Origin of the sequence: Geotalea toluenoxydans JCM 15764, from assembly GCF_001311985.1 — a bacterium.
Classification (GTDB): Bacteria; Desulfobacterota; Desulfuromonadia; order Geobacterales; family Geobacteraceae; genus Geotalea; species Geotalea toluenoxydans.
Genome location: NZ_BBCJ01000040.1, coordinates 1 through 21,148, shown reverse-complemented (window position 1 = coordinate 21,148; position 21,148 = coordinate 1). Strand labels below are relative to the sequence as shown.

At 56.2% G+C, this 21,148-nt stretch carries 20 protein-coding genes, 6 pseudogenes and 1 riboswitch; of the genes and pseudogenes, 19 read left to right on the top strand and 7 right to left on the bottom strand.

What is annotated here, in order from left to right:
• Positions 1-103 precede the first annotated feature (103 nt).
• The 5 genes and pseudogenes from JCM15764_RS30390 to JCM15764_RS19225 form a co-directional block, all read right to left on the bottom strand.
• Complete coding sequence (locus JCM15764_RS30390; protein WP_279384576.1) at positions 104-511, bottom strand: adenine nucleotide alpha-hydrolase family protein; 408 nt, start codon at positions 509-511, stop codon at positions 104-106.
• Positions 512-580: 69 nt separating this feature from the next.
• A pseudogene (cysK, locus tag JCM15764_RS19235) lies at positions 581-1,504 on the bottom strand (cysteine synthase A).
• Between the two features lie 24 nt (positions 1,505-1,528).
• The gene (locus tag JCM15764_RS19230) at positions 1,529-1,834 is read right to left on the bottom strand and encodes an RrF2 family transcriptional regulator (RefSeq protein WP_279384578.1); all 306 of its coding nucleotides are present in this window, start codon (positions 1,832-1,834) and stop codon (positions 1,529-1,531) included.
• A complete protein-coding gene (locus JCM15764_RS30385) occupies positions 1,779-1,994 on the bottom strand; it encodes an RrF2 family transcriptional regulator (protein WP_279384575.1) in 216 nt (71 codons plus the stop codon). Before JCM15764_RS30385 ends, JCM15764_RS19230 begins: the two co-directional genes overlap by 56 nt.
• A gap of 228 nt (positions 1,995-2,222) precedes the next feature.
• A complete protein-coding gene (locus JCM15764_RS19225) occupies positions 2,223-2,633 on the bottom strand; it encodes a cytochrome c3 family protein (protein WP_054698492.1) in 411 nt (136 codons plus the stop codon).
• 216 nt (positions 2,634-2,849) lie between these two features.
• Between JCM15764_RS19225 and JCM15764_RS19220 the strand changes: the two genes are divergently transcribed.
• The gene (locus JCM15764_RS19220; protein WP_054698490.1) at positions 2,850-3,254 is read left to right on the top strand and encodes a hypothetical protein; all 405 of its coding nucleotides are present in this window, start codon (positions 2,850-2,852) and stop codon (positions 3,252-3,254) included.
• Between the two features lie 41 nt (positions 3,255-3,295).
• Here the strand turns inward: JCM15764_RS19220 and JCM15764_RS19215 are convergent, their stop codons facing one another.
• Entirely contained in the window at positions 3,296-3,550 is a 255-nt protein-coding gene (locus JCM15764_RS19215; RefSeq protein ID WP_439645346.1) for a hypothetical protein, read from the bottom strand.
• A 137-nt stretch (positions 3,551-3,687) separates the two neighbouring features.
• Here JCM15764_RS19215 and dapF point away from each other — a divergent pair, with 137 nt between their 5' ends.
• The 5 genes and pseudogenes from dapF to dtd all read left to right on the top strand — a co-directional run bounded on the left by dapF (position 3,688) and on the right by dtd (position 6,881).
• Entirely contained in the window at positions 3,688-4,524 is an 837-nt protein-coding gene (gene dapF / locus JCM15764_RS19210) for a diaminopimelate epimerase (protein WP_054698488.1), read from the top strand.
• Between the two features lie 91 nt (positions 4,525-4,615).
• Complete coding sequence (locus JCM15764_RS19205) at positions 4,616-5,047, top strand: HIT family protein (RefSeq protein WP_054698487.1); 432 nt, start codon at positions 4,616-4,618, stop codon at positions 5,045-5,047.
• Between the two features lies 1 nt (position 5,048).
• Positions 5,049-5,905: pseudogene (locus JCM15764_RS19200) on the top strand (deoxyribonuclease IV).
• Between the two features lie 12 nt (positions 5,906-5,917).
• Positions 5,918-6,432, top strand: a pseudogene (locus tag JCM15764_RS19195) (O-acetyl-ADP-ribose deacetylase).
• Complete coding sequence (dtd, locus tag JCM15764_RS19190; protein WP_054698485.1) at positions 6,429-6,881, top strand: D-aminoacyl-tRNA deacylase; 453 nt, start codon at positions 6,429-6,431, stop codon at positions 6,879-6,881. The pseudogene JCM15764_RS19195 and the gene dtd overlap by 4 nt, the downstream one beginning before the upstream one ends.
• Positions 6,882-6,886: 5 nt before the next feature.
• Here the strand turns inward: dtd and JCM15764_RS19185 are convergent, their stop codons facing one another.
• Positions 6,887-7,258 (bottom strand): pyridoxamine 5'-phosphate oxidase family protein, encoded by a 372-nt coding sequence (locus JCM15764_RS19185; RefSeq protein ID WP_054698483.1) that lies wholly within the window; start codon positions 7,256-7,258, stop codon positions 6,887-6,889.
• A 101-nt stretch (positions 7,259-7,359) separates the two neighbouring features.
• On the opposite strand from JCM15764_RS19185, the pseudogene JCM15764_RS19180 reads away from it, so the two are divergent.
• From JCM15764_RS19180 to JCM15764_RS28910, 13 genes and pseudogenes are all read left to right on the top strand, one after another.
• A pseudogene (locus tag JCM15764_RS19180) lies at positions 7,360-8,222 on the top strand (TIGR02757 family protein).
• 15 nt (positions 8,223-8,237) lie between these two features.
• A complete protein-coding gene (locus JCM15764_RS25275) occupies positions 8,238-8,408 on the top strand; it encodes a hypothetical protein (RefSeq protein WP_243689441.1) in 171 nt (56 codons plus the stop codon).
• A 63-nt stretch (positions 8,409-8,471) separates the two neighbouring features.
• A riboswitch (SAM riboswitch) is annotated at positions 8,472-8,580 on the top strand.
• A 76-nt stretch (positions 8,581-8,656) separates the two neighbouring features.
• Positions 8,657-9,759 (top strand): annotated as a pseudogene (gene metX, locus JCM15764_RS19175) (homoserine O-acetyltransferase MetX).
• Between the two features lie 27 nt (positions 9,760-9,786).
• Positions 9,787-11,151, top strand: a complete 1,365-nt coding sequence (locus tag JCM15764_RS28945; RefSeq protein ID WP_369412389.1) for an exodeoxyribonuclease V subunit gamma — start codon at positions 9,787-9,789, stop codon at positions 11,149-11,151.
• Positions 11,127-12,173: a hypothetical protein gene (locus JCM15764_RS28935; protein ID WP_500778441.1), complete on the top strand. Its 1,047-nt coding sequence runs from the start codon at positions 11,127-11,129 to the stop codon at positions 12,171-12,173. The genes JCM15764_RS28945 and JCM15764_RS28935 overlap by 25 nt, the downstream gene beginning before the upstream one ends.
• Positions 12,155-13,051 (top strand): hypothetical protein, encoded by an 897-nt coding sequence (locus tag JCM15764_RS25270; protein WP_243689440.1) that lies wholly within the window; start codon positions 12,155-12,157, stop codon positions 13,049-13,051. Before JCM15764_RS28935 ends, JCM15764_RS25270 begins: the two co-directional genes overlap by 19 nt.
• Positions 13,048-14,700, top strand: coding sequence for a UvrD-helicase domain-containing protein (locus tag JCM15764_RS19165; RefSeq protein ID WP_054698481.1), 1,653 nt, complete (start codon positions 13,048-13,050; stop codon positions 14,698-14,700). Before JCM15764_RS25270 ends, JCM15764_RS19165 begins: the two co-directional genes overlap by 4 nt.
• Positions 14,646-18,122 (top strand): exodeoxyribonuclease V subunit alpha, encoded by a 3,477-nt coding sequence (gene recD / locus JCM15764_RS28930; RefSeq protein ID WP_369412386.1) that lies wholly within the window; start codon positions 14,646-14,648, stop codon positions 18,120-18,122. The genes JCM15764_RS19165 and recD overlap by 55 nt, the downstream gene beginning before the upstream one ends.
• Positions 18,123-18,195: 73 nt before the next feature.
• Positions 18,196-18,471: a PilZ domain-containing protein gene (locus JCM15764_RS25260; protein WP_243689439.1), complete on the top strand. Its 276-nt coding sequence runs from the start codon at positions 18,196-18,198 to the stop codon at positions 18,469-18,471.
• 258 nt (positions 18,472-18,729) lie between these two features.
• Positions 18,730-19,143, top strand: coding sequence for an alpha/beta fold hydrolase (locus tag JCM15764_RS28925; RefSeq protein WP_369412385.1), 414 nt, complete (start codon positions 18,730-18,732; stop codon positions 19,141-19,143).
• Positions 19,128-19,334, top strand: coding sequence for a hypothetical protein (locus JCM15764_RS28920; protein WP_369412384.1), 207 nt, complete (start codon positions 19,128-19,130; stop codon positions 19,332-19,334). The genes JCM15764_RS28925 and JCM15764_RS28920 overlap by 16 nt, the downstream gene beginning before the upstream one ends.
• A gap of 2 nt (positions 19,335-19,336) precedes the next feature.
• Positions 19,337-19,546 (top strand): alpha/beta fold hydrolase, encoded by a 210-nt coding sequence (locus JCM15764_RS28915; protein WP_369412383.1) that lies wholly within the window; start codon positions 19,337-19,339, stop codon positions 19,544-19,546.
• Positions 19,546-21,092: pseudogene (locus tag JCM15764_RS28910) on the top strand (DNA recombination protein RmuC). Before JCM15764_RS28915 ends, JCM15764_RS28910 begins: the two are co-directional and overlap by 1 nt.
• The last annotated feature ends 56 nt before the right edge of the window (positions 21,093-21,148 follow it).

The window sequence follows — 21,148 nt, the reverse complement described above, 5'->3', positions numbered from 1 at the left end:
CTTGTCCCAGGTCGCAGGCCCAGTTCCCGGCTGAGAAGACGGAGGTCGCTTTTACCTAGCCCAGCTTCCAACAGCGGGCTGCGCACCTTGAGTTCGCCGATGGCTATACGACCAGGCCGGTAGTCCCCCAGATCGTCCGTATTACTGCCGTCGGCGATGAAGCGAAGCCCTCTAGGGAAGCTTTTTCCACACAATGCTGAAAAAGCTCCTTTTTGCAGTGATAACAGCGATCCTTCGGGTTTTCCGAAAAACCGGGTATTTCCAGCTCGTTGGATTCAATGACTATCTGCCTGGCTCCAATGGACAGGGCCAAAGCGGTTGCCTCGCGGAATTCGGAAGCGGGATAAGTGGGAGAAGTGGCGGTAATGGCGCAGGCCTTGTCACCAAGAAGGTCATGGGCAACTCTTAAAAGGAAGGTGGAATCAACCCCGCCGGAAAAAGCCACCAGCACGGAGCCCATCTCCTGGAGGATGCTCTTCAGCTTCTCATATTTCAAGTGCAATTCATCCATGTTCAGCCTCAAAATGGAGACGGCCCGCAAAACGGGCCGCTCGGTTTTAACAGCAATACCTCGGCGAAATCAATCGAAAACCCCTGTCGAAAGGTATCTCTCACCCGTATCCGGCAGGATCACCACCACATTTTTGCCTGGACCAAGCTTCTTCGCCCACTTGTATCCCCCCGACCAGGGCAGCTCCCGAGGATATGCCCACAAGAAGACCCGCTTCCATGGACAACCTTTTCGTCGCTCCATAGGCAGCGTCATTTGAAACGCGTATCACCTCATTGTAGATTTTGCTGTTGAGGACATCGGGGATGAATCCGGCGCCAATTCCCTGGATCTTGTGCGGACCAGGGTCACCACCGGACAATACCGATGAATCGGCGGGTTCGACCGCGGCAATATGAATGGCAGGATTATGCTTTTTCAGCACCTCGCCTGCCCCGGTAATGGTTCCGCCGGTACCGACCCCTGCCACAAATCCGTCAATGGACAGTCCGTCCATCCCTTTGATGATCTCGGGTCCTGTCGTCAGTCTGTGTATTTCGGGGTTCGCTGCATTTTTAAACTGCTGGGGCAGAAGGTAACCGTTTTCTGCAGCCAGCTCCTCGGCCTTTTGCACAGCACCCCGCATCCCCTGCGCGCCCGGTGTCAGAACCAGCTCTGCACCGTAGGCGCCAGCAGACGCCGTCTCTCTATGGTCATGGTATCAGGCATCACCAAAATCAATTTATAGCCCTTGACGGCACAAACCATGGAGAGACCGATGCCTGTATTGCCGCTGGTGGGCTCAACCACAGTCGCGCCGGGCTTCAGACAGCCATCTTTTTCCGCAGCCTCGATCATGGAAAGGCAGATGCGGTCCTTGATGCTGCCACCGGGGTTGAATGCCTCGACTTTCCCCCACAGGGCAGCTGAGCCGCTCTCTTCAAACCTGCTCAGCCTCACCAGTGGCGTATTGCCTATCTGCTTGATCACATCATCGCTTCTTGAAACCGGCATATGGAATCTCCTTTTTCCCAACACTCATATGAAATACATGAACCGGTGGTCCTGTTCCCTCTTGATGCCCATGGCATGCCCACGATCGCACAAGGTTTTCAGGGTAATGGAGCCGAACAGCCTGTTCAGTTCCCGGCTTGCCTCATCCCAGACCGTCTGGGTAACACAGCCGCCGTCAAACCCGCAGTGCTGCTTGTTTTTCTTTCCTCCGGAGCAATCCACCAGCAGGGTATCCCCTTCCGTTGCCTGGACAATATCTCTAACCGTTATTTCGTCAGGATTCCTGGCAAGACAGTATCCACCCTGGGGTCCTCTTTTGCTGTTGAGTATCCCCTTTTTTTTTCAGCGCCTGGAAGATCTGCTCCAGGTACCTGGGAGAAATGTTCTGACGGCGGGATATGTCCTGTATCTGGGCAGGCAAATTTCCGGAATTGTACGCGATATCGAAAAGTGCTCGCAAGCCATAACGGCTCTTGGTGGAAAGCCTCATAAATTCTACTCCATAGTCAAATGAATAGAAATATACAATCCTTTACCTAATCCGTCAAGAATTTAAACCACTTCCAGCGGGATTCTCCACATTAATGCTATACTTTTTCCGCAGACCCCACAAACCCACTAGTCTTTTCTCTTCGTTATCGGGCTGCCGGTGCCGAAACAAACCCCGGACAGGCGGCACCGGCGGGGTGAGGGGGAGGGGGCGGGAAAATGGATGTAATCATTTGATATGACAGCCAAAGCAGAGATTGCTCCCTGCATTGTCCATTACCAGGTGCAACCCTGCCGGGTTCTTCAGATCGTGGCAGGAGATGCAGCTGATCTGGTCGTTTATCAGTTTTATTCTTGCCTCCGTCAAGTATGCGACCGGCTGGTACTCGTTCTCCTTCCCCGGCGGAGGATAGGGTATATCAACACTATGGGAATCGGAAATCCGGCAATCGACACCGCTGCAATTGGCCACTGACTGTGCTGCCGAACCGTCATGGCAGGAAAGGCATCCGGAGGTCGTTTCCTCGACGATTACCATAAATCCATGATGCTCCGCCGTTTCAGCCCGTAGAGCCTTCAACAGTACGAACAGCAGGAGCACAACAAGAACCGCGAATGTTGCATAGAGCGCTTTACACATAATTTACCTCCTCGCAGGACGGTATGGCGACTATATGTCCGATAGCACAGCCGCCGCGGCCGAAGTTGTAAAAGAATGTCAAGGGCCAGCAACCCCAAGAGCTTTTTATTAAAGTGGTTTCCCCCTCTGAAATCAAAACTACTTCGCTTTGATTTTATGTAAATAGTCAGTCAACATTTATATTGTATTTAATATATGAAGGAGGGACTATTTGAGATGACAGCTAAGACAAAGATTGCTTTTGGCGAGATCGACACTGGGGTGACCAGGCTGGGGGTTATCCAGATTGTGGCAGGAGATGCAGGAGACCTTTCCATTCAACAGCCTGATATTGACGCTGAGAACTTCAGGGGCAGGGAGATATTGGCTTTCGCGGCCCGGCGGCGGATAGGGAATGTCGACCGGATGGGAGCCGCCAACAGGACAGCGACCATTCAGGCAGCTGGAAACTGCCTTTGCCATGGAACCGTCATGGCATGCGAGGCACTCCCGGGAGTTCCCCTGTGCATTGACAACATATCCATGATGCTGAATTGGCTCGGCTCCTGGGACTCCCGGCATACTGGACACGACGAGCACAAGACTGAACAGAAAGAGTATCTTGGGCATAACACCTCCTGACTCTGCTATTCAGATATCCCATGATGCGGTCGGCTCATTACCTAAAGCTTATCATCGGTCTTCCGTTGTGCAATGCACTGACAATGGCTACCAGTGCCTCTCCGGCGGTTCGACCCTGCCAGATGCCGTATTTCACCTTCCACCACTTGAAAATGGTCACCAAATTGATTAACCCACTCATCGCCTTCTTCCAGGGGAAAGGGAACTTCGCGGCTGCCGAGAAATACTTCGTCTTCACCGATATAGGCAAACCACTCCAGGCTGCCGTTCATCCAGATCTTGTTTTTGAGCTCCATAAAATCCTCCGAAAATGGGAAGTGGATTGTACTTAAAGTATTGCCTCAAGGTCAAGCAACTCGGTTTTTTTTCTTGTTGCCGAAATGAGATTTTGCTATTACATGGGGACCATTACAAGGCTAAGGGAGTAATACAAATGAAATTTACCAAAATGCACGGCGCCGGCAATGATTATGTTTATGTAGATTGTTTTTCAGAGCAGGTGGAAAATCCGGCTGACGTGGCCATAAAGGTATCCAATCGCAACTTCGGCATCGGCTCCGACGGCCTGATTCTTATCATGCCTTCAGATAAGGCCGATGTGCGGATGCGCATGTTCAACTCCGACGGTTCCGAATCGGAGATGTGCGGCAACGGCATCCGCTGCGTGGCCAAGTATGCCTATGATCACGGCATCGTCGATAAAAAAGAGATCACTGCCGAAACCGGCGCAGGAATATTGACCCTGCAGCTCTTTACCAATTGCTGCAACAAAGTGGACAAGGTCCGTGTCAATATGGGCAAGCCTCGACTGACCCGCGGCGAGATTCCCATGTCCGGCCCGGCAGATGCCAGGGTGGTGAGCGAACCGCTCAACATTCTCCATACGACCTTCAATATCACCTGCGCCTCCATGGGTAATCCCCACTGTGTCATTTTTGTCGATGACGTGGACAATTTCCAGGTGGAAAAATACGGGCCGCTCATCGAGAACCACGAGATCTTTCCCCGGCGTACTAATGTGGAATTCGTCCAGATCATCTCCCGCACTGAAGTGCGCCAGCGCACCTGGGAAAGGGGAGCAGGAGAGACTCTCGCCTGCGGCACCGGCGCCAGTGCGGTCTGCGTGGCGGGGGCACTCAATGGGCTCACAGATAAAAAGATCCTCAACCACCTGTCCGGCGGAGACCTGGAACTGGAATGGTCCGAGGATGGCTTCCTCTATATGACCGGTCCTGCAGTCGAAGTTTTCAGCGGCGAAATAGCCATTTAACAGAAAAGCAGCACAACCCATCGCTGCAGCTACACGGAAGGCGAAGTTTTTTCTTCGCCTTCATATTTTCAGCTCAAGACGAGAGAAAAAAATGACTTGCCCAATGTGCAGCAAATGGAACGATGAACCGCACCTGAGGGTCGCCGAGCTCGAACACTGCCTGGTGATGCTCAATCGCGACCAGTTTTTCCCCGGCTACACCTTTGTTTTTACCCGCAGCCATGTCACCGAACTCTTCCACCTGGACCGTGCCGCGAGAACCGCAGTCATGGAAGAAGTTTCTGCCGTGGCGGCGACGCTTTACAAGCTCTTTCAGCCGGCTAAAATAAACTATGAACTTCTGGGCAACATGGTGCCGCACATGCACTGGCACATAGTCCCCAGGTTTGCCGAAGACCCGCTGTGGCCACGCCCCATCTGGTCCGAACCGCACCAGGAGATCATTCTCGGCGAGAGCGAATATGCCGAGCGTACTCGCCTGATCGGGAAAACGCTCTCATCCATAGACCAGGAACAGAGGTGATATGAAGGATTATGTGGGAGCACACATGTCTATTGCCGGCGGCATCCATAATGCCCCGGAGCGCGGTGTCAAGGCCGGTTGCGGCGTCATCCAGCTCTTCACCCAGAACACCAATCAATGGCGGGGCAAGCTGATCTCCGACCCGGACATCCTTCTTTTCAAGGAAAAACTGGCGGAATCGGGTCTTAACGAGGTCATCAGCCACGATATCTATCTCATCAATCTTGCCTCCGCGCCGGGAGAGATGCGGGACAAGAGCCTCAACGGTTTTCAGGAGGAGATGATCCGTTGCTCACGCCTGGGCATCGGCAAGATCGTCATGCACCCCGGCTCCCACAACGGCGATGGCGAAGAGGTGGGTCTGAGACGCATTATCGAGGCCTTCGACTACCTGATTGCCGAGACACCTGCCTACTCTGGCAAAATCCTCCTGGAAACCACCGCCGGTCAGGGAACCAACCTGGCTACACCTTCGAGCATCTGAGGACCATCATCGAAGGCTCGGCCCATCCGGATCGGTTCGGCGTCTGCTATGATACCTGCCACACCTTCGCCGCCGGTTACGACATCACCAGCGAAGCCGCCTACGGCCAGGTTTGGGAGAAATTCGACCGGATCATCGGCCTTGACCGGCTGCAGTGCTTCCACTTCAATGACTCGAAAAAGGGGCTCAACTGCCGGGTCGACCGCCATGAGCATATCGGCAAGGGAGCCATCGGCGCCACCGCATTCTCCCTCATCATGAACGACCCCCGCTTTGCCGGAATACCCAAGATCCTGGAAACACCGAAGGGTGACAACAACGAGATGGATGAGATCAACCTGAAGCTGCTGCGGGACATGGTAAAACAGAGATAGCAGGAGGCAACCATGGCGAAAATTGAGATCATCAGAGGAGACATTACCACCCTGGCTGTGGATGCCATTGTCAATGCCGCCAACAATACCCTGCTCGGCGGCGGCGGCGTCGACGGCGCCATTCACAGGGCCGCAGGTCCGGAACTGGTGGCCGAATGTTCCACACTGGGCGGATGCGAGACCGGCGACGCGAAGATTACCAAGGGATACAAGTTGCCGGCGGCTCACATCATCCACACGGTTGGACCGGTCTGGCACGGCGGCGACAAGGGGGAGCCGGAACTTCTGAGGCGCGCCTATCGACGCTGCTTTGAGGTTGCCCATGCCAGCCAATTGAAATCCCTTGCCTTTCCTGCCATCAGCGCCGGTGTCTATGGCTACCCCATGGATGAGCCTGCAAAATTGCCATGGGCGAGGCAAAGCTGGCCATGGAGAAATACCCGGAGCTGGAAAAGATAGTTTTCGTCACCTTCAGTGATGGTGCTTTGGCCATTTACCAGAGGCAGTTCAGGGAAATATTTCAATGAAAGCGGTAATACAGAGGGTAAGCGAAGCAACCGTAAGAGTTGACGGCAAAAAAGTCGGCAGCATCGAGAGAGGCGTCCTGGTCCTCCTCGGCGTTGAAAAGGGGGATGAGACCCGGGATGCGGACTGGCTTGCGGAAAAAATTGTCAACCTGCGCATATTCGAGGATGATGGGGGCAAAATGAACCTGTCGCTCATGGATATCAAAGGTGAACTGCTCTCCGTTTCCCAGTTCACCCTGGCCGGCAACTGCAGCAAGGGGCGACGTCCCTCCTTCGACACGGCGGCGCCACCGGAGGACGCCAACCACCTGTATCAGTATTTCAACGGCAAGATATGGGAAATGGGAATTCCTGTCCAGTCAGGAATATTCCAGGCAGATATGAAGGTCTCTCTCATCAACGACGGCCCGGCTACCTTCATTCTGGAGACGCCGAAAAGAGAACCCTGAGTAATTCAAACAAGAGGCCGGATCTCCGTTACCTTGAACCGTGCCACATACCGGACAGCCTCACCGGCCTGTGTCGAAACAATCCGTGAGGTATGCTCCCGTATTTCATCAAGCATTTGGCCTGAATCCTGGAAATCCTTCAGCTGCAGGGTAAGGCGCCAGCCAGTGCCTCCGCGTGAGGGAGCCAGGTAAAGATAGGATGCATTGGGATTGGCCAGTAGATTGTCGTAGGTCCGCCCCGGGGTCATCCCCCAGGCCACGGTTTCTTCATCGATGACGTGTGGTATGGCATAGACCGCCGTATTTACCTGCCCGGAAGCATCTGCTGTAGCGATGACGCCGCGCCCCCCCTCAGGAAAAAGCTCTGCCAGTTTCATAATTTCTCTTTCCTCCTTTTTGCTTCCAGCGGTTATTTCTCTATGTTAATCTATCATTCCCGCGTGGATTGTCCACCCACTGAGGTAGCAATGGATTGCAAATGCAGTTGAAACAACTTCTCGAATCCCTTTATGCCGGCAGATCTACTGTTCATCTGGCGAACGACCCTCTATCCTTCTGTCACCGCTACAGTCTCCCTGCAGACCAGGAAATAGCCGGCTTTATCGCCGCTGCCTTCGCTTATGGCAACGTTAAAATAATCCTGAGAAACCTGGAATCCATCTTCAGTAAAATGGGAAGTTCACCCCGGAAGTTTGTAGAAGATTTAGAACCTGCCGCAGCCCTTCAACTGTTCGCCGGTTTTAAACACCGCTTCAACGATGGCCGGGATCTCTGCGCCTTGCTGCTGGCTTGCCAGCTGATGATCGACGAAGCGACTCCATCGGCGAATATTTCCTCAGTTGCCACGATGCTGCCGCCGAAGACATCACCGAATCCCTGACCCTGTTCACCGAAAATATTCAGGCGCTGGATTTCTCCCCGGTCTTCGGTTCGTCAACTATCCCGGCTGATTCTTATTTCCGTTTTTTCTTTCCCTCTCCCGCCTCCGGAAGCGCCTGCAAAAGGCTCTGCATGTATCTGCGCTGGATGGTCCGGCCAGCGGACGGCATTGATCTTGGACTGTGGAAAAAAGTCTCACCGGCCCAACTGGTGATCCCGGTAGATGCCCACATCCAGCGCATCGGCCGTTTTCTCGGCTTCACCAGTCGCAAACAGGCAGACTGGCGAATGGCAAGGGAAATCACCGCCGCGCTGAAGAAGCTCGATCCCGACGATCCGGTCAAATACGATTTTAGCCTTTGCCATCTGGGGATTTCCGAAGGCTGCAACGGCAAGGATCTGACCAAATGCCTGTCCTGCCCGATCAGGGAAGTGTGCGACCCTTCGGAAGAGACGGCTTGAAAGGAGCATGAACCGATGAAGAAGCTTCTCACCTGGGGAGGCACAGGGCTGCTCATCTCCGCATTTCTTGACCCGATCATTTACTCCGGCTTGGACAAGCCGGTCCCCTGGCTGCGGGACCTTACCATGGCCGCGGGAGGCGTGATCTGCCTCTTTCTGCTCGTCAAGTACCGCAATCAGCTGTAAATTTGCCGTTGACAAAAGAAAGTCGCTCCCTTATCCTTTGTCCTACAATTGAATATGCAGACCTGCTTATCAAGAGTGGTGGAGGGAAAAGGCCCTGTGAAGCCACAGCAACCGGTTGATCCGAAAGGACGGCGTCAGGTGCTAAATCCTGCCCATTGGGTAAAGATGAGAGAGGCGCTTTAGACCAATCAACACCAAAGCCCCTTCTCGTTATCCGGAAGGGGCTTTTTCCATACAAAAGGCACGTTATGACAGTCGGCATAGTTGAAGAAAAATCAATCACCTTCCAAACTGACCTCCGCCTGGAAAGCGGCCGTATCCTCGGGCCGATCACCATTGCCTATGAAACTTACGGCATCCTTAATGCCGATCGCTCAAACGCCATCATGGTTACCCATGCATGGACCGGCAGTGCCCACCTGGCAGGCAGATACAGCGAGAGTGAACAGAAACCGGGATGGTGGAATGAAATTGTCGGCCCCGGCAAACTGCTTGATACCAACCGCTACTTTGTTATCTGCTCCAACGTGATCGGCTCCTGCTTCGGCTCCACCGGTCCGGCATCCATAAATCCCAAGACCGGGAAAAAGTACGCCCTGACCTTCCCGGTCATTACCGTCCGCGACATGGTACGTGCCCAGGCGCTGCTCATCGACCATCTGGCATCGAGCGCCTTCATTCGGTAATGGGGGGAAGCATGGGGGGGATGCAGGCACTGGAGTGGGCAACCCAGTTCCCGGACCGCATTGCCTCGGCCGTCATCCTCGCCACCACGCCGCGCCCGTCGGCACAGGCCATCAGTCTCAATGCCGTAGCCCGCTGGGCCATATTCAACGATCCCACCTGGAAAAAGGGGGAATACCGCAAAAATCCCCGGGACGGCCTGGCCCTTGCACGGGGCATCGGCCACATCACCTTCCTCTCCGATGAATCCATGACCGCCAAGTTCGGCCGGCGTTTTTCCGCCAAGGACGGCCAGTTCGACTTCTTCGGTCAATTCGAGGTGGAGCGTTACCTGAACTATAATGGTTACAACTTTGTCGACCGCTTCGACACCAACGCCTTTCTCTACCTGGCCAAAGCTCTTGACCTTTACGACGTGGCCTGGGGCTATGAATCACTGGAAGAAGCCTTTGCCCAAGTCAAGGCCCCCATGCAGTTCTTCGCCTTCTCCTCCGACTGGCTCTATCCCCCTCCCCAGACGGAGGAAATGGTCAGAATGCTGGAAAAGCTCCGCAAACCGGTGGAATACCACCTGATCAATTCTGCCTATGGCCATGACGCCTTCCTACTTGAGCATGAAACATTCACCCCCATGGTCAGGGATTTCCTGAAAAAAGCCGGTGCATAACAGGCCATTCTCTGCAGAGGTCCGCCGATGGCGCTGAGAATAATTACCAGCAACCGTATGGAAGTCCTCGTCGAGGAACTGGCATCAGTGGTGAAGAGGCCCCTTGCTTCCGTATTCGTTCCGGAGATCATCGTTGTCCAGAGCAAGGGAATGCAGCGCTGGCTGGCCATGGAACTGGCAAAGAACTTGGGGGTGTGGGCCAATGCCGAGTTTCCTTTTCCCAATGCCCTCATCGATCGGCTTTTCACCAGCGTCATTCCCAACCTTACCGACCCCCCCGAAATATCTTCCTTCCACCCGGATGTGCTCACCTGGCACATCATGGAGGTGTTGCCCGGCTACCTGGAACAGGCCGATTTTCAACCCCTGGCCGCCTATCTGGCCGAGGACCCTGCTGGCCTGAAACGCCTGCAGCTGGCAGGCGTCATTGCCGATACCTACGATCAGTACACTATTTATCGGTCTGACTTGCTGGCCTCTTGGGAGAATGGAGCAGCTGACGGCTGGCAGGCGTCATTGTGGCGGGAGCTGGTCAAGAACAACTCCCACCACCACCGGGCGTCCCTGCTGATGCAGTTTCGCCGCCAACTGGGCCGCGGGAAACAAAAACCCGCCGATCTTCCCCAGCGTATCTCACTGATCGGTATCCCCACCCTTCCTCCCTTTCACCTTGAGGTCCTCACCGCCATCGCCCGACATACCCAGGTCAACCTTTTCCTCCTCAATCCATGCCGCCAGTATTGGGGCAGGATCGTACCGGAGAGGGCACTGCCCAGGATCGGCCAGCAGGAATTCGATTTCAGCGGCGGAGCGGACTATTTCGAGACCGGCAATCCATTGCTCGCCTCTTTCGGCCGTACGGGAAGGGACTTCTTCGAGACCCTGATCAGCGACTGCGGAGAAGTTGCTCCTGAGGAATCTTTTATGGAGCCGGATGGAAACTGCCTGCTCCACGCCATACAGGGGGATATACTCGACCTGCGGGACCGGCGCAGTGAACAGAAGAGCATCGTCTCCTGCACGGATGATTCCCTGCGCATCCACTCCTGCCACAGTCCCATGCGCGAAGTGGAGGTGCTCTACGACCAGCTGCTCCACCGACTCGATCAGGACCCATCCCTGTCTCCCCGGGATATCCTGGTCATGACGCCGGACATCGAAAGCTACGCTCCCTATATCTCCGCGGTGTTCGGCAGCCCGGAACGTGCAGAGGAAAAGATTCCCTTTTCCATCGCCGACCGCAGCCTGCGCCGTGAGGGAGAAGCCGCCGAAACCTTCCTTGCCATTCTCGATCTCTGCGGTAGCCGCTTCACCGTCACCCAGGTACTCGACATTGTGGAAGCAGCACCCGTCCTGCGCCGTTATGGCTGGCCACGGGCGATCTGGACCTGATCCGCCAGTGGCTGTCCGCCACCAACGTCCGTTGGGGAATCGATGCCCACACCCGCAGCGAGCATGGTCTTCCCTCCTTTGGGGAAAATTCCTGGCGGGCCGGGCTTGACCGTCTCCTCCTCGGCTACGCCATGGCCGGCAACGACAACAGGTTCTTCGCCGGGATTCTCCCCTATGACCATGTGGAAGGGTCGGATACCGTCGTGCTGGGACGGTTTCTCGAATTGTGCGAAACTCTTTTCCGGTCCGCAGCCGGCCTGGCCAAGCCGCTGCACCTTCATGAATGGACCGTGGAACTGCGCGCGCTCATAACGACCTTCTTTGCCCCGGATGACCTGAACGATGAAGATGACATTGGCAGTTTGCTCCGGGTTATTGACCTGCTGGAGAGTTGCGGCAACATGGCCATGTTCACCGGCGCCGTCGGCATTGAGGTGATCAGGTCCTGGGTGGGGGAAAAACTTGACCGGCAACAGAGGGGCTTCGGCTTTCTCACCGGCGGGATCACCTTCTGCGCCATGCTTCCCATGCGCAGCATCCCCTTTCGCGTCATCTGCCTTCTGGGGATGAACGATGGTGTCTTTCCCCGCCGCAACCGGAAAAGCGGCTTCGATCTCATGGCTGCAGCACCACGCCGGGGCGACCGCAACCAACGGGACGAGGACCGTTACCTGTTCCTGGAAGCGATCCTCTCTGCCCGGGACCATTTTTACATCAGTTACGTGGGACGAAGCATCAAGGATAATAGCCTCTTGCCCCCCTCTCCCCTGGTCAGCGAGCTGATCGACTACTGCAGCAAAAGCTTCACGGTCGCAGGCAGAGAGGACGATGACAAGGCAGCTGGAGATGCCCTCTGCATCGATCATCCCTTGCAGCCCTTCAGCGACAGATACTTCTGCCCCGGCAATGGCCAGCTTTTCAGCTATAGCGTGAAAACAGGCTGGCAGCATTTGCGGCCCCGCCGGCAGCCGAACCGGCCAGCTTTCTCACCAGGCCGCTGCCAGTGGCAACAGAGACGGTGATCAACATTACGGAGCTGGTGGATTTTTTCGCCAACCCTTGCCGACACCTGCTGCAGCGGCACCTGGGAATCTTCCTGGAACTGCGCCATGAAACCATGGAGGAAGATGAACCCTTTTCACTGGATCACCTGTGTAAATATGCCCTGGAGCAGGAGATGGTGGCCAGGTTGGTGGAGGGGGAGGATCTTTCGGTACATCGAACCGTTGCCGCAAGCCGGGGCGATCTCCCGCCAGGAGAACCAGGGCTGGTTATTTACGACAAGCTGGCAACGGCAGCAAGCGAATTTGCCGCTCAAGTGGCAGCCGTTGCCCCAGGACCACCTCTCCCCACGCTGGAGCTCCAGATCGAGTCCTGCGGGGTGCGTCTGGTCGGCCGCATGGAGCGCATCTGGCCCACCGGCCTCGTCCATTACCGGTACGCAAAATTGAAGGCAAAGGACAGGTTGCGCATGTGGATCGAATACCTCTGCCTGAACTGCGCCGCGCCGGTGAACTATCCACGCAACGCCTTCCTCCTGGCCAGCGACGCCACTCTTACTGCTGCCCCGGTCTCCGACAGCCTCAGCGAGCTGGCAAATTTGCTGGCCCTCTATCAGCGGGGCATAGCCACCCCCCTGCGCTTTTTCCCGGAAACCGCACTTGAATATGCGAAAAAAGCCTCCGATCCGAAGAAGGCGGCAAAGGCACTGGCCGATGCAGGCAAAAAATGGCACGGCTCCGAAGACTATCCGGGAGAAAAGGATGATCCTTGGTTTCAGCGCTGCTTCGGCGGGACAGACCCCTTGGACGAGGATTTCATGCAGCTGTCCATGGCGGTCTACGGACCGCTTCTGGCTCACTTGTGCGAGAAGAAGAGCAAAAAGGGGGCCGATAAATGAGCCCCCTGGACCTGCTCAATACCCCCATCGCCGGGCGCAACCTGATCGAAGCCAGTGCCGGAACCGGCAAGACCTTTGCCATAGCCGCCCTCTATCTGCGACTGGTTCTGGAACAGCATCTGCCTGTAGAGCAAATCCTGGTGGTGACATTCACCGAGGCGGCGACCAAGGAACTCCGGGAACGGATCAGAAGGCGGCTCACCGAGGCAGAAGAGGCTTTTGGTCAGGGGACAAGCACCGACCCCTTTCTTATGTGCCTGATCGGTCGCATTACCGACAGATCCGCTGCAGGACAGGCCTTGACCAACGCCCTGCGCTCTTTTGATGAGGCGGCAATCTTCACCATCCATGGCTTCTGCCAGCGCATGCTCCAGGAAAACCCCTTCGAGAGCGGCTCCCTGTACGATACGGAGCTGGTGACCGACGAACGGCCGATACTACGGCAAATTGCCGCCGACTACTGGCGCACGCACTGTTACAATGCCCCGTCTGCACTTGCAAGGACAGCCATTGAGGCAGGGCTTACCCCGGAAGCACTGCTGGAACTGGCAAGCCGGCACGCCGGCAATCCCCTGATCAGGATACTACCCGAACCGCAAGCCATGGTCACTCCTCAAGGTGGAGTAGACTGCGACCATGCAGAAAAATGGCTGCTCGCACTGAAAAGGGGATTTTTCGATTACCTGGCTGCAGAACTGCCGAAACGCAAGGGAAAGAAAAACATCCGTTTCTTTCAGGACCTCCTGCTGGACCTGCATGCCGCCGTGCAAGCCGCTGATTATTCCCTGGCCCCCATGATCAGGGAGCACTATCGGGCTGCGCTTATCGACGAATTCCAGGATACCGATCCGATCCAGTTCAGAATCTTCGACCGAATTTATCCAGCCGGCGATACGACTCCCTTTTTCCTCATCGGCGACCCGAAACAGGCCATTTACAGCTTCCGGGGCGCCGATATCTTCGCCTACCTGGATGCCGCCAAAAGCCCCCTTGTCGGCCACTCCCTCGGGGAGAACTGGCGCTCCGAACCCCGGCTGATCCAGGCCGTTAACGGCCTTTTTTCCTCCCGAATCGCCCCCTTCGGTATGGAGGAGATACAGTTCCACCAGGTAACCCCTGCCGAACGGGAACGGGAATTATTGACTTTGGACGGCAGGGAAGATGCCGCTCCTTTCCGTTTCTGGTTTGCCGGACGCCGGGAAACGGGCAAGCCCATCAACAAGGGCGATGCCTGGCAAATGCTGACCGACGCGGTGGCCGGGGAGATTTCCCAGCTGTTGCACGACGGTGCAGAGGGGAGGCTGTGCATCGGCAACAGGCCCATCGCTCCCGGAGACATTGCCGTGCTGGTACGGGCAAACCGCCAGGCCAGGCTAGTCCAACGTGCCCTGAGCCGGCTGGGCATTCCCAGCGTCGTCTGCAGTGCCGGCAACCTTTTCGAATCGGCAGAAGCAAGGGAGGTGCTTCATTTTTTGGCCGCCGTTGCGGACCCAGCCAATGAACGGCAGGTCAGGGCAGCCCTGGTCACCGATCTGCTTGGACTATCCGGCGATGATCTGGCGGCTATCGGTGAGAATGAGCACGGTGGGAGGCAGTGCTGGCGGAATTCAGCCGTTACCATGACCAGTGGCAGACGGGCGGCTGCATGACCATGGCCATGGGATTCATGGCTGCAAGACAGGTACGGAGCCGCATCCTGGCATTGTCAGGCGGCAGAAGAAGACTCACCAATGTCCTTCACTGCTTTGAGGCGGTCCATGGGGCGGCCGTCTTGCATCGCCTGGGAATGGAGGGGGTAGTTTCCTGGCTGGCCGAACGGATCGGCGAAAAGGAGCAACGGGAGGAGCACGAAATCCGTCTGGAAACGGATTCAGACGCTGTGCAGCTGGTCACCATCCACAAGAGCAAGGGGCTGGAATATCAAGTGGTTTTCTGTCCCTTCAACTGGGCCGAATATGGGCGGAGGGAAAAAACAGTCACCTTCCACGGCGATGACCGGCTCCCCACCATCGACATGGGTTCGCCCGAACTGGAGGTTAACCGGCAAAGAGCAGCAAGGGAAGCCATGGCTGAAAACCTCCGCCTTCTCTATGTGGCCGTCACCCGTGCCCGTCACCGCTGCTACCTGGCCTGGGGCGCTTTCAAGGATGCAGGAAACTCCGCCCTCCACTACCTTCTTCATCCTCAAGCGACAGCCAACAACGGCCAGGTCAGTCTCACCGACGAGGAAATACTCGCCGACCTGCACCGAATAGCAGGAAATGCAGCCGGTAGCATCGCCATAGAGGCACCGTTTCAGGGGGCGCCTCAACCTTATCCGGCCAAGGCGCCGCAGCCGGAAAAATGTGTCTGCCGCACCTTCACCGGCCGCATTGACCGGGATTGGCGAGTCACCAGCTTCACCTCCTTTTCATCCTCCACAAGACATGGCGCCCATGCAGCAGAACTTCCGGATCGTGATGCTGCCGCCCTTGCCAAAGCAGAAGATCACTCCGACCTGCCAGCATCCGGCATTTTCGCCTTTCCCCGGGGGGCCGCCGCCGGTATTTTTTTCCATGAAATTTTCGAGAACCTTGATTTTACCGATTTCGCCACGGCCCCCGGCCTGGTTGAAGCCCTGTTGAAAAAGCATGGCTTTGCCGGGCAATGGCTGGAAACAGTGCTTTCAATGACCAGAAACGTGATCCAGGCACGGTTAACGACCGATGCAGGCTCTTTTGCGCTTTCCGAAATCGGCCCTGACCGCAGGCTCACCGAATTGGAATTCTTTTTTCCACTGGCCCGGATCTCCAGTGATACTTTTCGAGAAGCGGCAGCAAGCTGGAATGACGCAGCATCCGATTTAAACCTGGCCGAACTGGCAGCCAAGCTGTCATTCACTCCGGTCAGGGGGATGTTGCGCGGCTTCATGGACCTGGTCCTTGAGCATGGGGGGCGCTACTACATCATCGACTGGAAATCCAACCATTTGGGCAATCGCCAGGAAAACTACGGCAGCATGGAAATGGCCAGGGAAATGGCCGACAGCCTCTACCACCTGCAATACCTGCTTTACACCGTTGCCCTCCATGGATATCTGCAACTGCGATTGGCAGATTACGATTACGACCGGCACTTCGGCGGTGTTTTCTACATCTTCCTCCGCGGAGTCGGGGGGGAGAGCCGTGACAGCGGTATCTTCCAGGCCCGCCCCCCCTTTCAGCTCATTGATCGACTGTCCCGCTGCTGGTGGAGACATTGCCATGAACAGGGAGGACGGAATGGGCCAGTGGCCGAGATCATGCCATTTAGCCATATGGACAGACACTTTGCCGCCTTCATCTGTCGCCTGGCTTCCAGCGATGATAAAGAGCTGTGGCTTGCGGCCGCCCTTGCCAGTCAGGCCGTCAGCAATGGCAATGTCTGCCTCGACCTGATGAATGTCTGCCAATCTGCTGCAGGTTACGAGATCGATGACCCGGCAGCATGGTCCACCCGGCTCAGGAAGTTGCCAGTGGTGGGTGCACCGGGGGATTTCACCCCCTTGGTCCTCGACAGCGCCAACCGTCTCTACCTCCACCGCTACTGGAGCTATGAAAGCGACCTGGCCCGAGCATTACTTCGTCTTGCGGACAACAAGACGGTTTTCGACCGGGAGTTGCTCAGGGAGGGCATGAGCCGCCTGTTTCCGACGGGCAACGCTGGAGAAACAGACTGGCAGCAGCTCGCAGCGCTGGCCTGCGTCAGCAGACAAATTACCGTTATTGCCGGGGGGCCTGGAACGGGAAAGACCTCCACTGTTTTCCGGGTCCTGATCCTGCTCATCGAGCAGGCCGCCGCCGGAAAATGCCACATTGCCCTGGCCGCCCCCACCGGCAAGGCAGCGGCAAGACTTGGTGAATCGATAACCTCGGCAAGAAGCAGGATGCCCGTCAGTGAGCATGTGCTGCAACAGATCCCCAACCAGGTCACGACCCTCCATCGGCTCCTGGGGCACGTGCCGGGTTCAAGCCGCTTCAAGTACAACCGGGACAACCCCCTCCCCTTCGATGTGGTGGTGGTGGATGAGGCATCCATGGTTTCACTGCCGCTGATGGCAAAACTGGTGGAGTCGTTAGGTGAGACAGCCCGCCTCATCCTGCTGGGGGACCGGGACCAGCTGGCCTCGGTGGAAGCGGGGGCCGTTTTGGGAGACATCTGCAACACCGGCAACAGCCAGCGTTTGTCCAAAGCCTTCCGTGATCTGGCAGAGGAGGTAATCGGCCCTGGGGCAGCCATTGAATATGCTGACGATGCCGATGTTCACCCTCTGAACGACAGCATCATCGTCCTGCGCAAAAGCTACCGTTTCGGCGTCGACAGTGGTATCGGAAAACTGGGCAGACTGGTCAATGAAGGGAATGGCGCTGCAGCCCTGGAGCTGTTGGGTGGGCAGAAATACCCGGACCTCCTTTTTCGTGAGAATCCCGGCACGGAGAAGCTCCAGGAAGCGCTGGCTGCCACCATAACCGATGGGTTCAGACCGTACCTGATGGCGAAAACGGCAGAGAGCGCCTTTGCCTCATTGGCCGATTTCCGCATTCTGTGTGCTCTGCGGCAGGGACCATTCGGCACAGAGGCAGTAAATCGGCTTGTAACAAAAGTCTTGGCCGAAAAAGTTCTGATTCGCCCCCATGGGCGCTGGTATGCAGGCCAGCCGGTCATGGTGACGAGAAATGATTACAGCCTCCGGCTTTTCAATGGCGACATCGGCATCATTCTGCCTGACCCGGCAGCAGACAAAGAACTGCGTGCCTTTTTCACCACAGCGGACGGTTCACTCCGGTCAATACTACCCCTGCGCCTTCCCGAACATGAGACCGCCTTCGCCATGACCGTTCACAAGAGCCAGGGTTCCGAATTCAGCAGGATTTTGCTGCTGCTGCCCGACCGGCATTCGGAGGTCCTCACCCGGGAACTCATCTACACGGCTCTTACCAGGGCCAAGACAGGAGTAGAAGTATGCGGCCCGGGTGATGTTTTCGTCAAAAGCTCGGCACGTAGGACGCTACGTAAATCCGGTTTGCGCGAAGCCTTATGGGACAAGCTTTAAGATATATTCTTTTTTCTTGAAATTATTGCTAATAAGTATATAAGTTTTAATTATTTTCACCTGCGGTGCCGACATGTATCCTGTTAATCACAGACAATACAGAAGAATCGATTTCCATGCACCGGCAGCAATCCAGTGCGGGAAAACGACCATTCTCGGCGAAGTGTACAATCTCTGCAATAAGGGGATTTATATAAAAGTGCCAGTGGTGGAACAGTTGGATGAGGATAATGCATCAGTTTCCCTCTGCTTCACTGAAGGTCCGACCACCATTACCATCACCATGCCGGCAAAGGTCGTTCGCAAATCAAATGACGCATCGCCTTTCATTCCACCCACATCAACATGAACTCCATTCTTCATCTTGAACATCTCTTCATCTTCCGCAAGGGCAAACAGGATGAACTGACCGAGGATTTCTGCGAATACATCAGCTGCATTCCCCTGCCTCACAATTTCGCCCGGACAAGCTAGCGAATTGCCCTGCGTAATCTCCTTCCGATCCATGGTTGGTCTCCACTTGCCGCGAAAAGCGAAAAAATATTCGCGACCTGCGGAGAAATAATGTTAGAGTTTCTCCCGCAAAAATATCTCAAGGAGCTGCACCATGAAATACGAAAGAGAAGGATTATCCCTTGCTTATGATGACCTGGGGGACGGCCCGGCTGTCATTCTCATTCACGGATTCCCCCTCAATCGGCAGATGTGGTTGCCCCAGAAAAAGACAATTCCTGGTGCCGGATTCAGGCTGATTACCCCTGACCTGCGCGGGTTCGGCGAGAGCGAGCCCGGAACAGGCGCTTGTTCAATGGATACATTTGCCGATGATCTCATTGCCCTGATGGACCGGCTGGAAATCAAGAGGGCTGTGGTCGGCGGCATGTCAATGGGGGATATGTGCTCCTCAACATGCTTGCCCGGCATCCAGACCGGATCATCGCCCCTTGCTTCATCGTTACCCGCAGCGGGGCAGACGACGAGGCAGGCAAGGCAAAGCGCAAGGCCATGGCCGATGATGTGAGAGCCTTTGGCGCCAGGATAGCGGCCGACATCTTCGCCAAGCTGCTTTTTGCCGAGGAGACAATCGGTAAAAAGCCCGAATTGGTGGCGCAGGTCTCTGCCTGGATGCAGGCAGCAAATCCGGCCGGCATGGCTGGTGGGCTGCTGGCCATTGGAGACCGCCAGGATTATACCCCCATGCTGGCAGGATAACCATGCCGTCACTGGTCATCGGCGCAACCGAAGACAGGGCCATGGCTCGGGAAAACTTCGACATCCTTGTCTCCCGATTGCCCCATGCCTCCAACTGCATGATCGCCGGGGCCGGACATATGGTCAACATGGAAAAAGCCGATGAATTCAATGCCTGCCTGCTGAAGTTCCTGCAGGGGTTGAAGGATGGGATGGCCAGCGGGTGCAACTGATGGAATACATGGTACTGATACCGGGACTGGTAATAGCCATAGTGGTTTGGCTGATATACAGCTCGAAATTGAAGTACGCCCACGAGCAGGGGAAAAAGGAAACTGAAGCGGCTACGGCGGCGCTCAATGAACGGCTGCTGAACCGTGAGCAGCAGATAGGCGAACTGCGGACTGCACTTGGTAACGCCACCGGTGAAAAGGGTTCACTGCAGGCAGAACTGCAGGCGATTGCCGAAAAAAAGGCCGCCGCCGAAGAGAAGGTGAATCGCATCCCGCAGCTGGAGGTGCAGCTCCGGGCAAAAGAAGCACAACTGCAGCAGGCCTTTGATGAAAATTCCTCCCTTAAGGCAAGGCTTTCGGCCATGGCGACCCAGCTGGGTGAGGAGCGTAAAGCCACCGAGGAAAAGCTTGCCATCCTCGACGCGGCCCATGTGAAGTTGGCCGATGCCTTCAAGTCCCTGTCCGCCGAGGCCCTGAACAGCAATAACCAGGCTTTTCTCGATCTGGCCAAGTCATCGCTGGAAAAATTCCAGGAGGGGGCCAAAGGTGACCTGGCGCTACGGCACAAGGCCATCGACGAACTGGTCAGGCCGATGCGGGAGTCCCTGGAAAAGGTGGATACCAAGATCCAGGAGCTGGAAAAAACCCGCATCACCGCTTATGCCGGGTTGACCGAACAGATCAAGGCCATGACAGCCGGGCAAATGCAGCTGCAAGGGGAGACGGCCAATCTGGTCAAGGCCTTGCGCGCTCCCACCGTACGCGGGCGATGGGGGGAGATTCAACTGAAGCGGGTGGTGGAGATGTGCGGCATGGTCAACTACTGCGATTTTCAGGAGCAGGAATCGACCACCACGGAAGAGGGACGCTACGGCCGGACATGGTCATCAAGCTGCCCAACAGCAAGAATATCATCGTAGATTCGAAGGCGCCGCTGATGGCCTATCTTGAAGCGCTGGAAGCAGCCAGCGAAGAGGAGCGCCAGCGTCAGCTGAAGGAGCATAGCCGTCACATCAGGGTCCACCTGACAAAGCTCTCGGCCAAGTCATACTGGGACCAGTTTCAGCCAACACCAGAGTTTGTCGTTCTTTTCCTTCCTGGCGAAACGTTCTTCAGCGCCGCCCTGGAGCAGGACCCGAGCTTGATCGAGTTCGGCGTCGAGCAGAAGGTGATCCTCGCCACCCCCACCACCCTTATCGCCCTGCTCCGCGCGGTGGCCTATGGCTGGAGGCAGGAGCAGATCGCCGAAAACGCCCAGGCAATTTCCGAGCTGGGCAAATCCCTTTACGACCGGATAGCCACCCTGGCCGGTCATTTTTCCGATATGCGCAAGGGACTGGAGCGGGCCGTCGAATCCTACAACAAGGCCGTGGGATCCATGGAGACACGAGTTCTGGTGACCGCTCGCCGCTTCAAGGAACTGGGAGCCTCCACCGGCAAGGATATCGACCGGGTGGAGGAGTTGGACAAGATCCCGCGCAACCTGGAGCTACCTGAGGCGATAGCAGAAAGCCCTGCAGTCCCCTTCACCACCAGAGCCGATTAAACAGTAAAGGCGCCGCCTCACCGCCTCACCCGCCTCACCGCCTCACCCCTCACCTC

What these genes read in the sequence shown, in the direction of transcription:
- JCM15764_RS30390 (WP_279384576.1), bottom strand. Translation starts at nt 511, where the DNA reads ATGGATGAATTGCACTTGAAATATGAGAAGCTGAAGAGCATCCTCCAG.
- JCM15764_RS30385 (WP_279384575.1), bottom strand. Translation starts at nt 1,994, where the DNA reads ATGAGGCTTTCCACCAAGAGCCGTTATGGCTTGCGAGCACTTTTCGAT.
- JCM15764_RS19225 (WP_054698492.1), bottom strand. Translation starts at nt 2,633, where the DNA reads ATGTGTAAAGCGCTCTATGCAACATTCGCGGTTCTTGTTGTGCTCCTG.
- JCM15764_RS19220 (WP_054698490.1), top strand. Translation starts at nt 2,850, where the DNA reads ATGACAGCTAAGACAAAGATTGCTTTTGGCGAGATCGACACTGGGGTG.
- JCM15764_RS19215 (WP_439645346.1), bottom strand. Translation starts at nt 3,550, where the DNA reads ATGGAGCTCAAAAACAAGATCTGGATGAACGGCAGCCTGGAGTGGTTT.
- dapF (WP_054698488.1), top strand. Translation starts at nt 3,688, where the DNA reads ATGAAATTTACCAAAATGCACGGCGCCGGCAATGATTATGTTTATGTA.
- JCM15764_RS19205 (WP_054698487.1), top strand. Translation starts at nt 4,616, where the DNA reads ATGACTTGCCCAATGTGCAGCAAATGGAACGATGAACCGCACCTGAGG.
- dtd (WP_054698485.1), top strand. Translation starts at nt 6,429, where the DNA reads ATGAAAGCGGTAATACAGAGGGTAAGCGAAGCAACCGTAAGAGTTGAC.
- JCM15764_RS19185 (WP_054698483.1), bottom strand. Translation starts at nt 7,258, where the DNA reads ATGAAACTGGCAGAGCTTTTTCCTGAGGGGGGGCGCGGCGTCATCGCT.
- JCM15764_RS25275 (WP_243689441.1), top strand. Translation starts at nt 8,238, where the DNA reads ATGAAGAAGCTTCTCACCTGGGGAGGCACAGGGCTGCTCATCTCCGCA.
- JCM15764_RS28945 (WP_369412389.1), top strand. Translation starts at nt 9,787, where the DNA reads ATGGCGCTGAGAATAATTACCAGCAACCGTATGGAAGTCCTCGTCGAG.
- JCM15764_RS19165 (WP_054698481.1), top strand. Translation starts at nt 13,048, where the DNA reads ATGAGCCCCCTGGACCTGCTCAATACCCCCATCGCCGGGCGCAACCTG.
- JCM15764_RS25260 (WP_243689439.1), top strand. Translation starts at nt 18,196, where the DNA reads ATGTATCCTGTTAATCACAGACAATACAGAAGAATCGATTTCCATGCA.
- JCM15764_RS28925 (WP_369412385.1), top strand. Translation starts at nt 18,730, where the DNA reads ATGAAATACGAAAGAGAAGGATTATCCCTTGCTTATGATGACCTGGGG.
- JCM15764_RS28920 (WP_369412384.1), top strand. Translation starts at nt 19,128, where the DNA reads ATGGCCGATGATGTGAGAGCCTTTGGCGCCAGGATAGCGGCCGACATC.
- JCM15764_RS28915 (WP_369412383.1), top strand. Translation starts at nt 19,337, where the DNA reads ATGCCGTCACTGGTCATCGGCGCAACCGAAGACAGGGCCATGGCTCGG.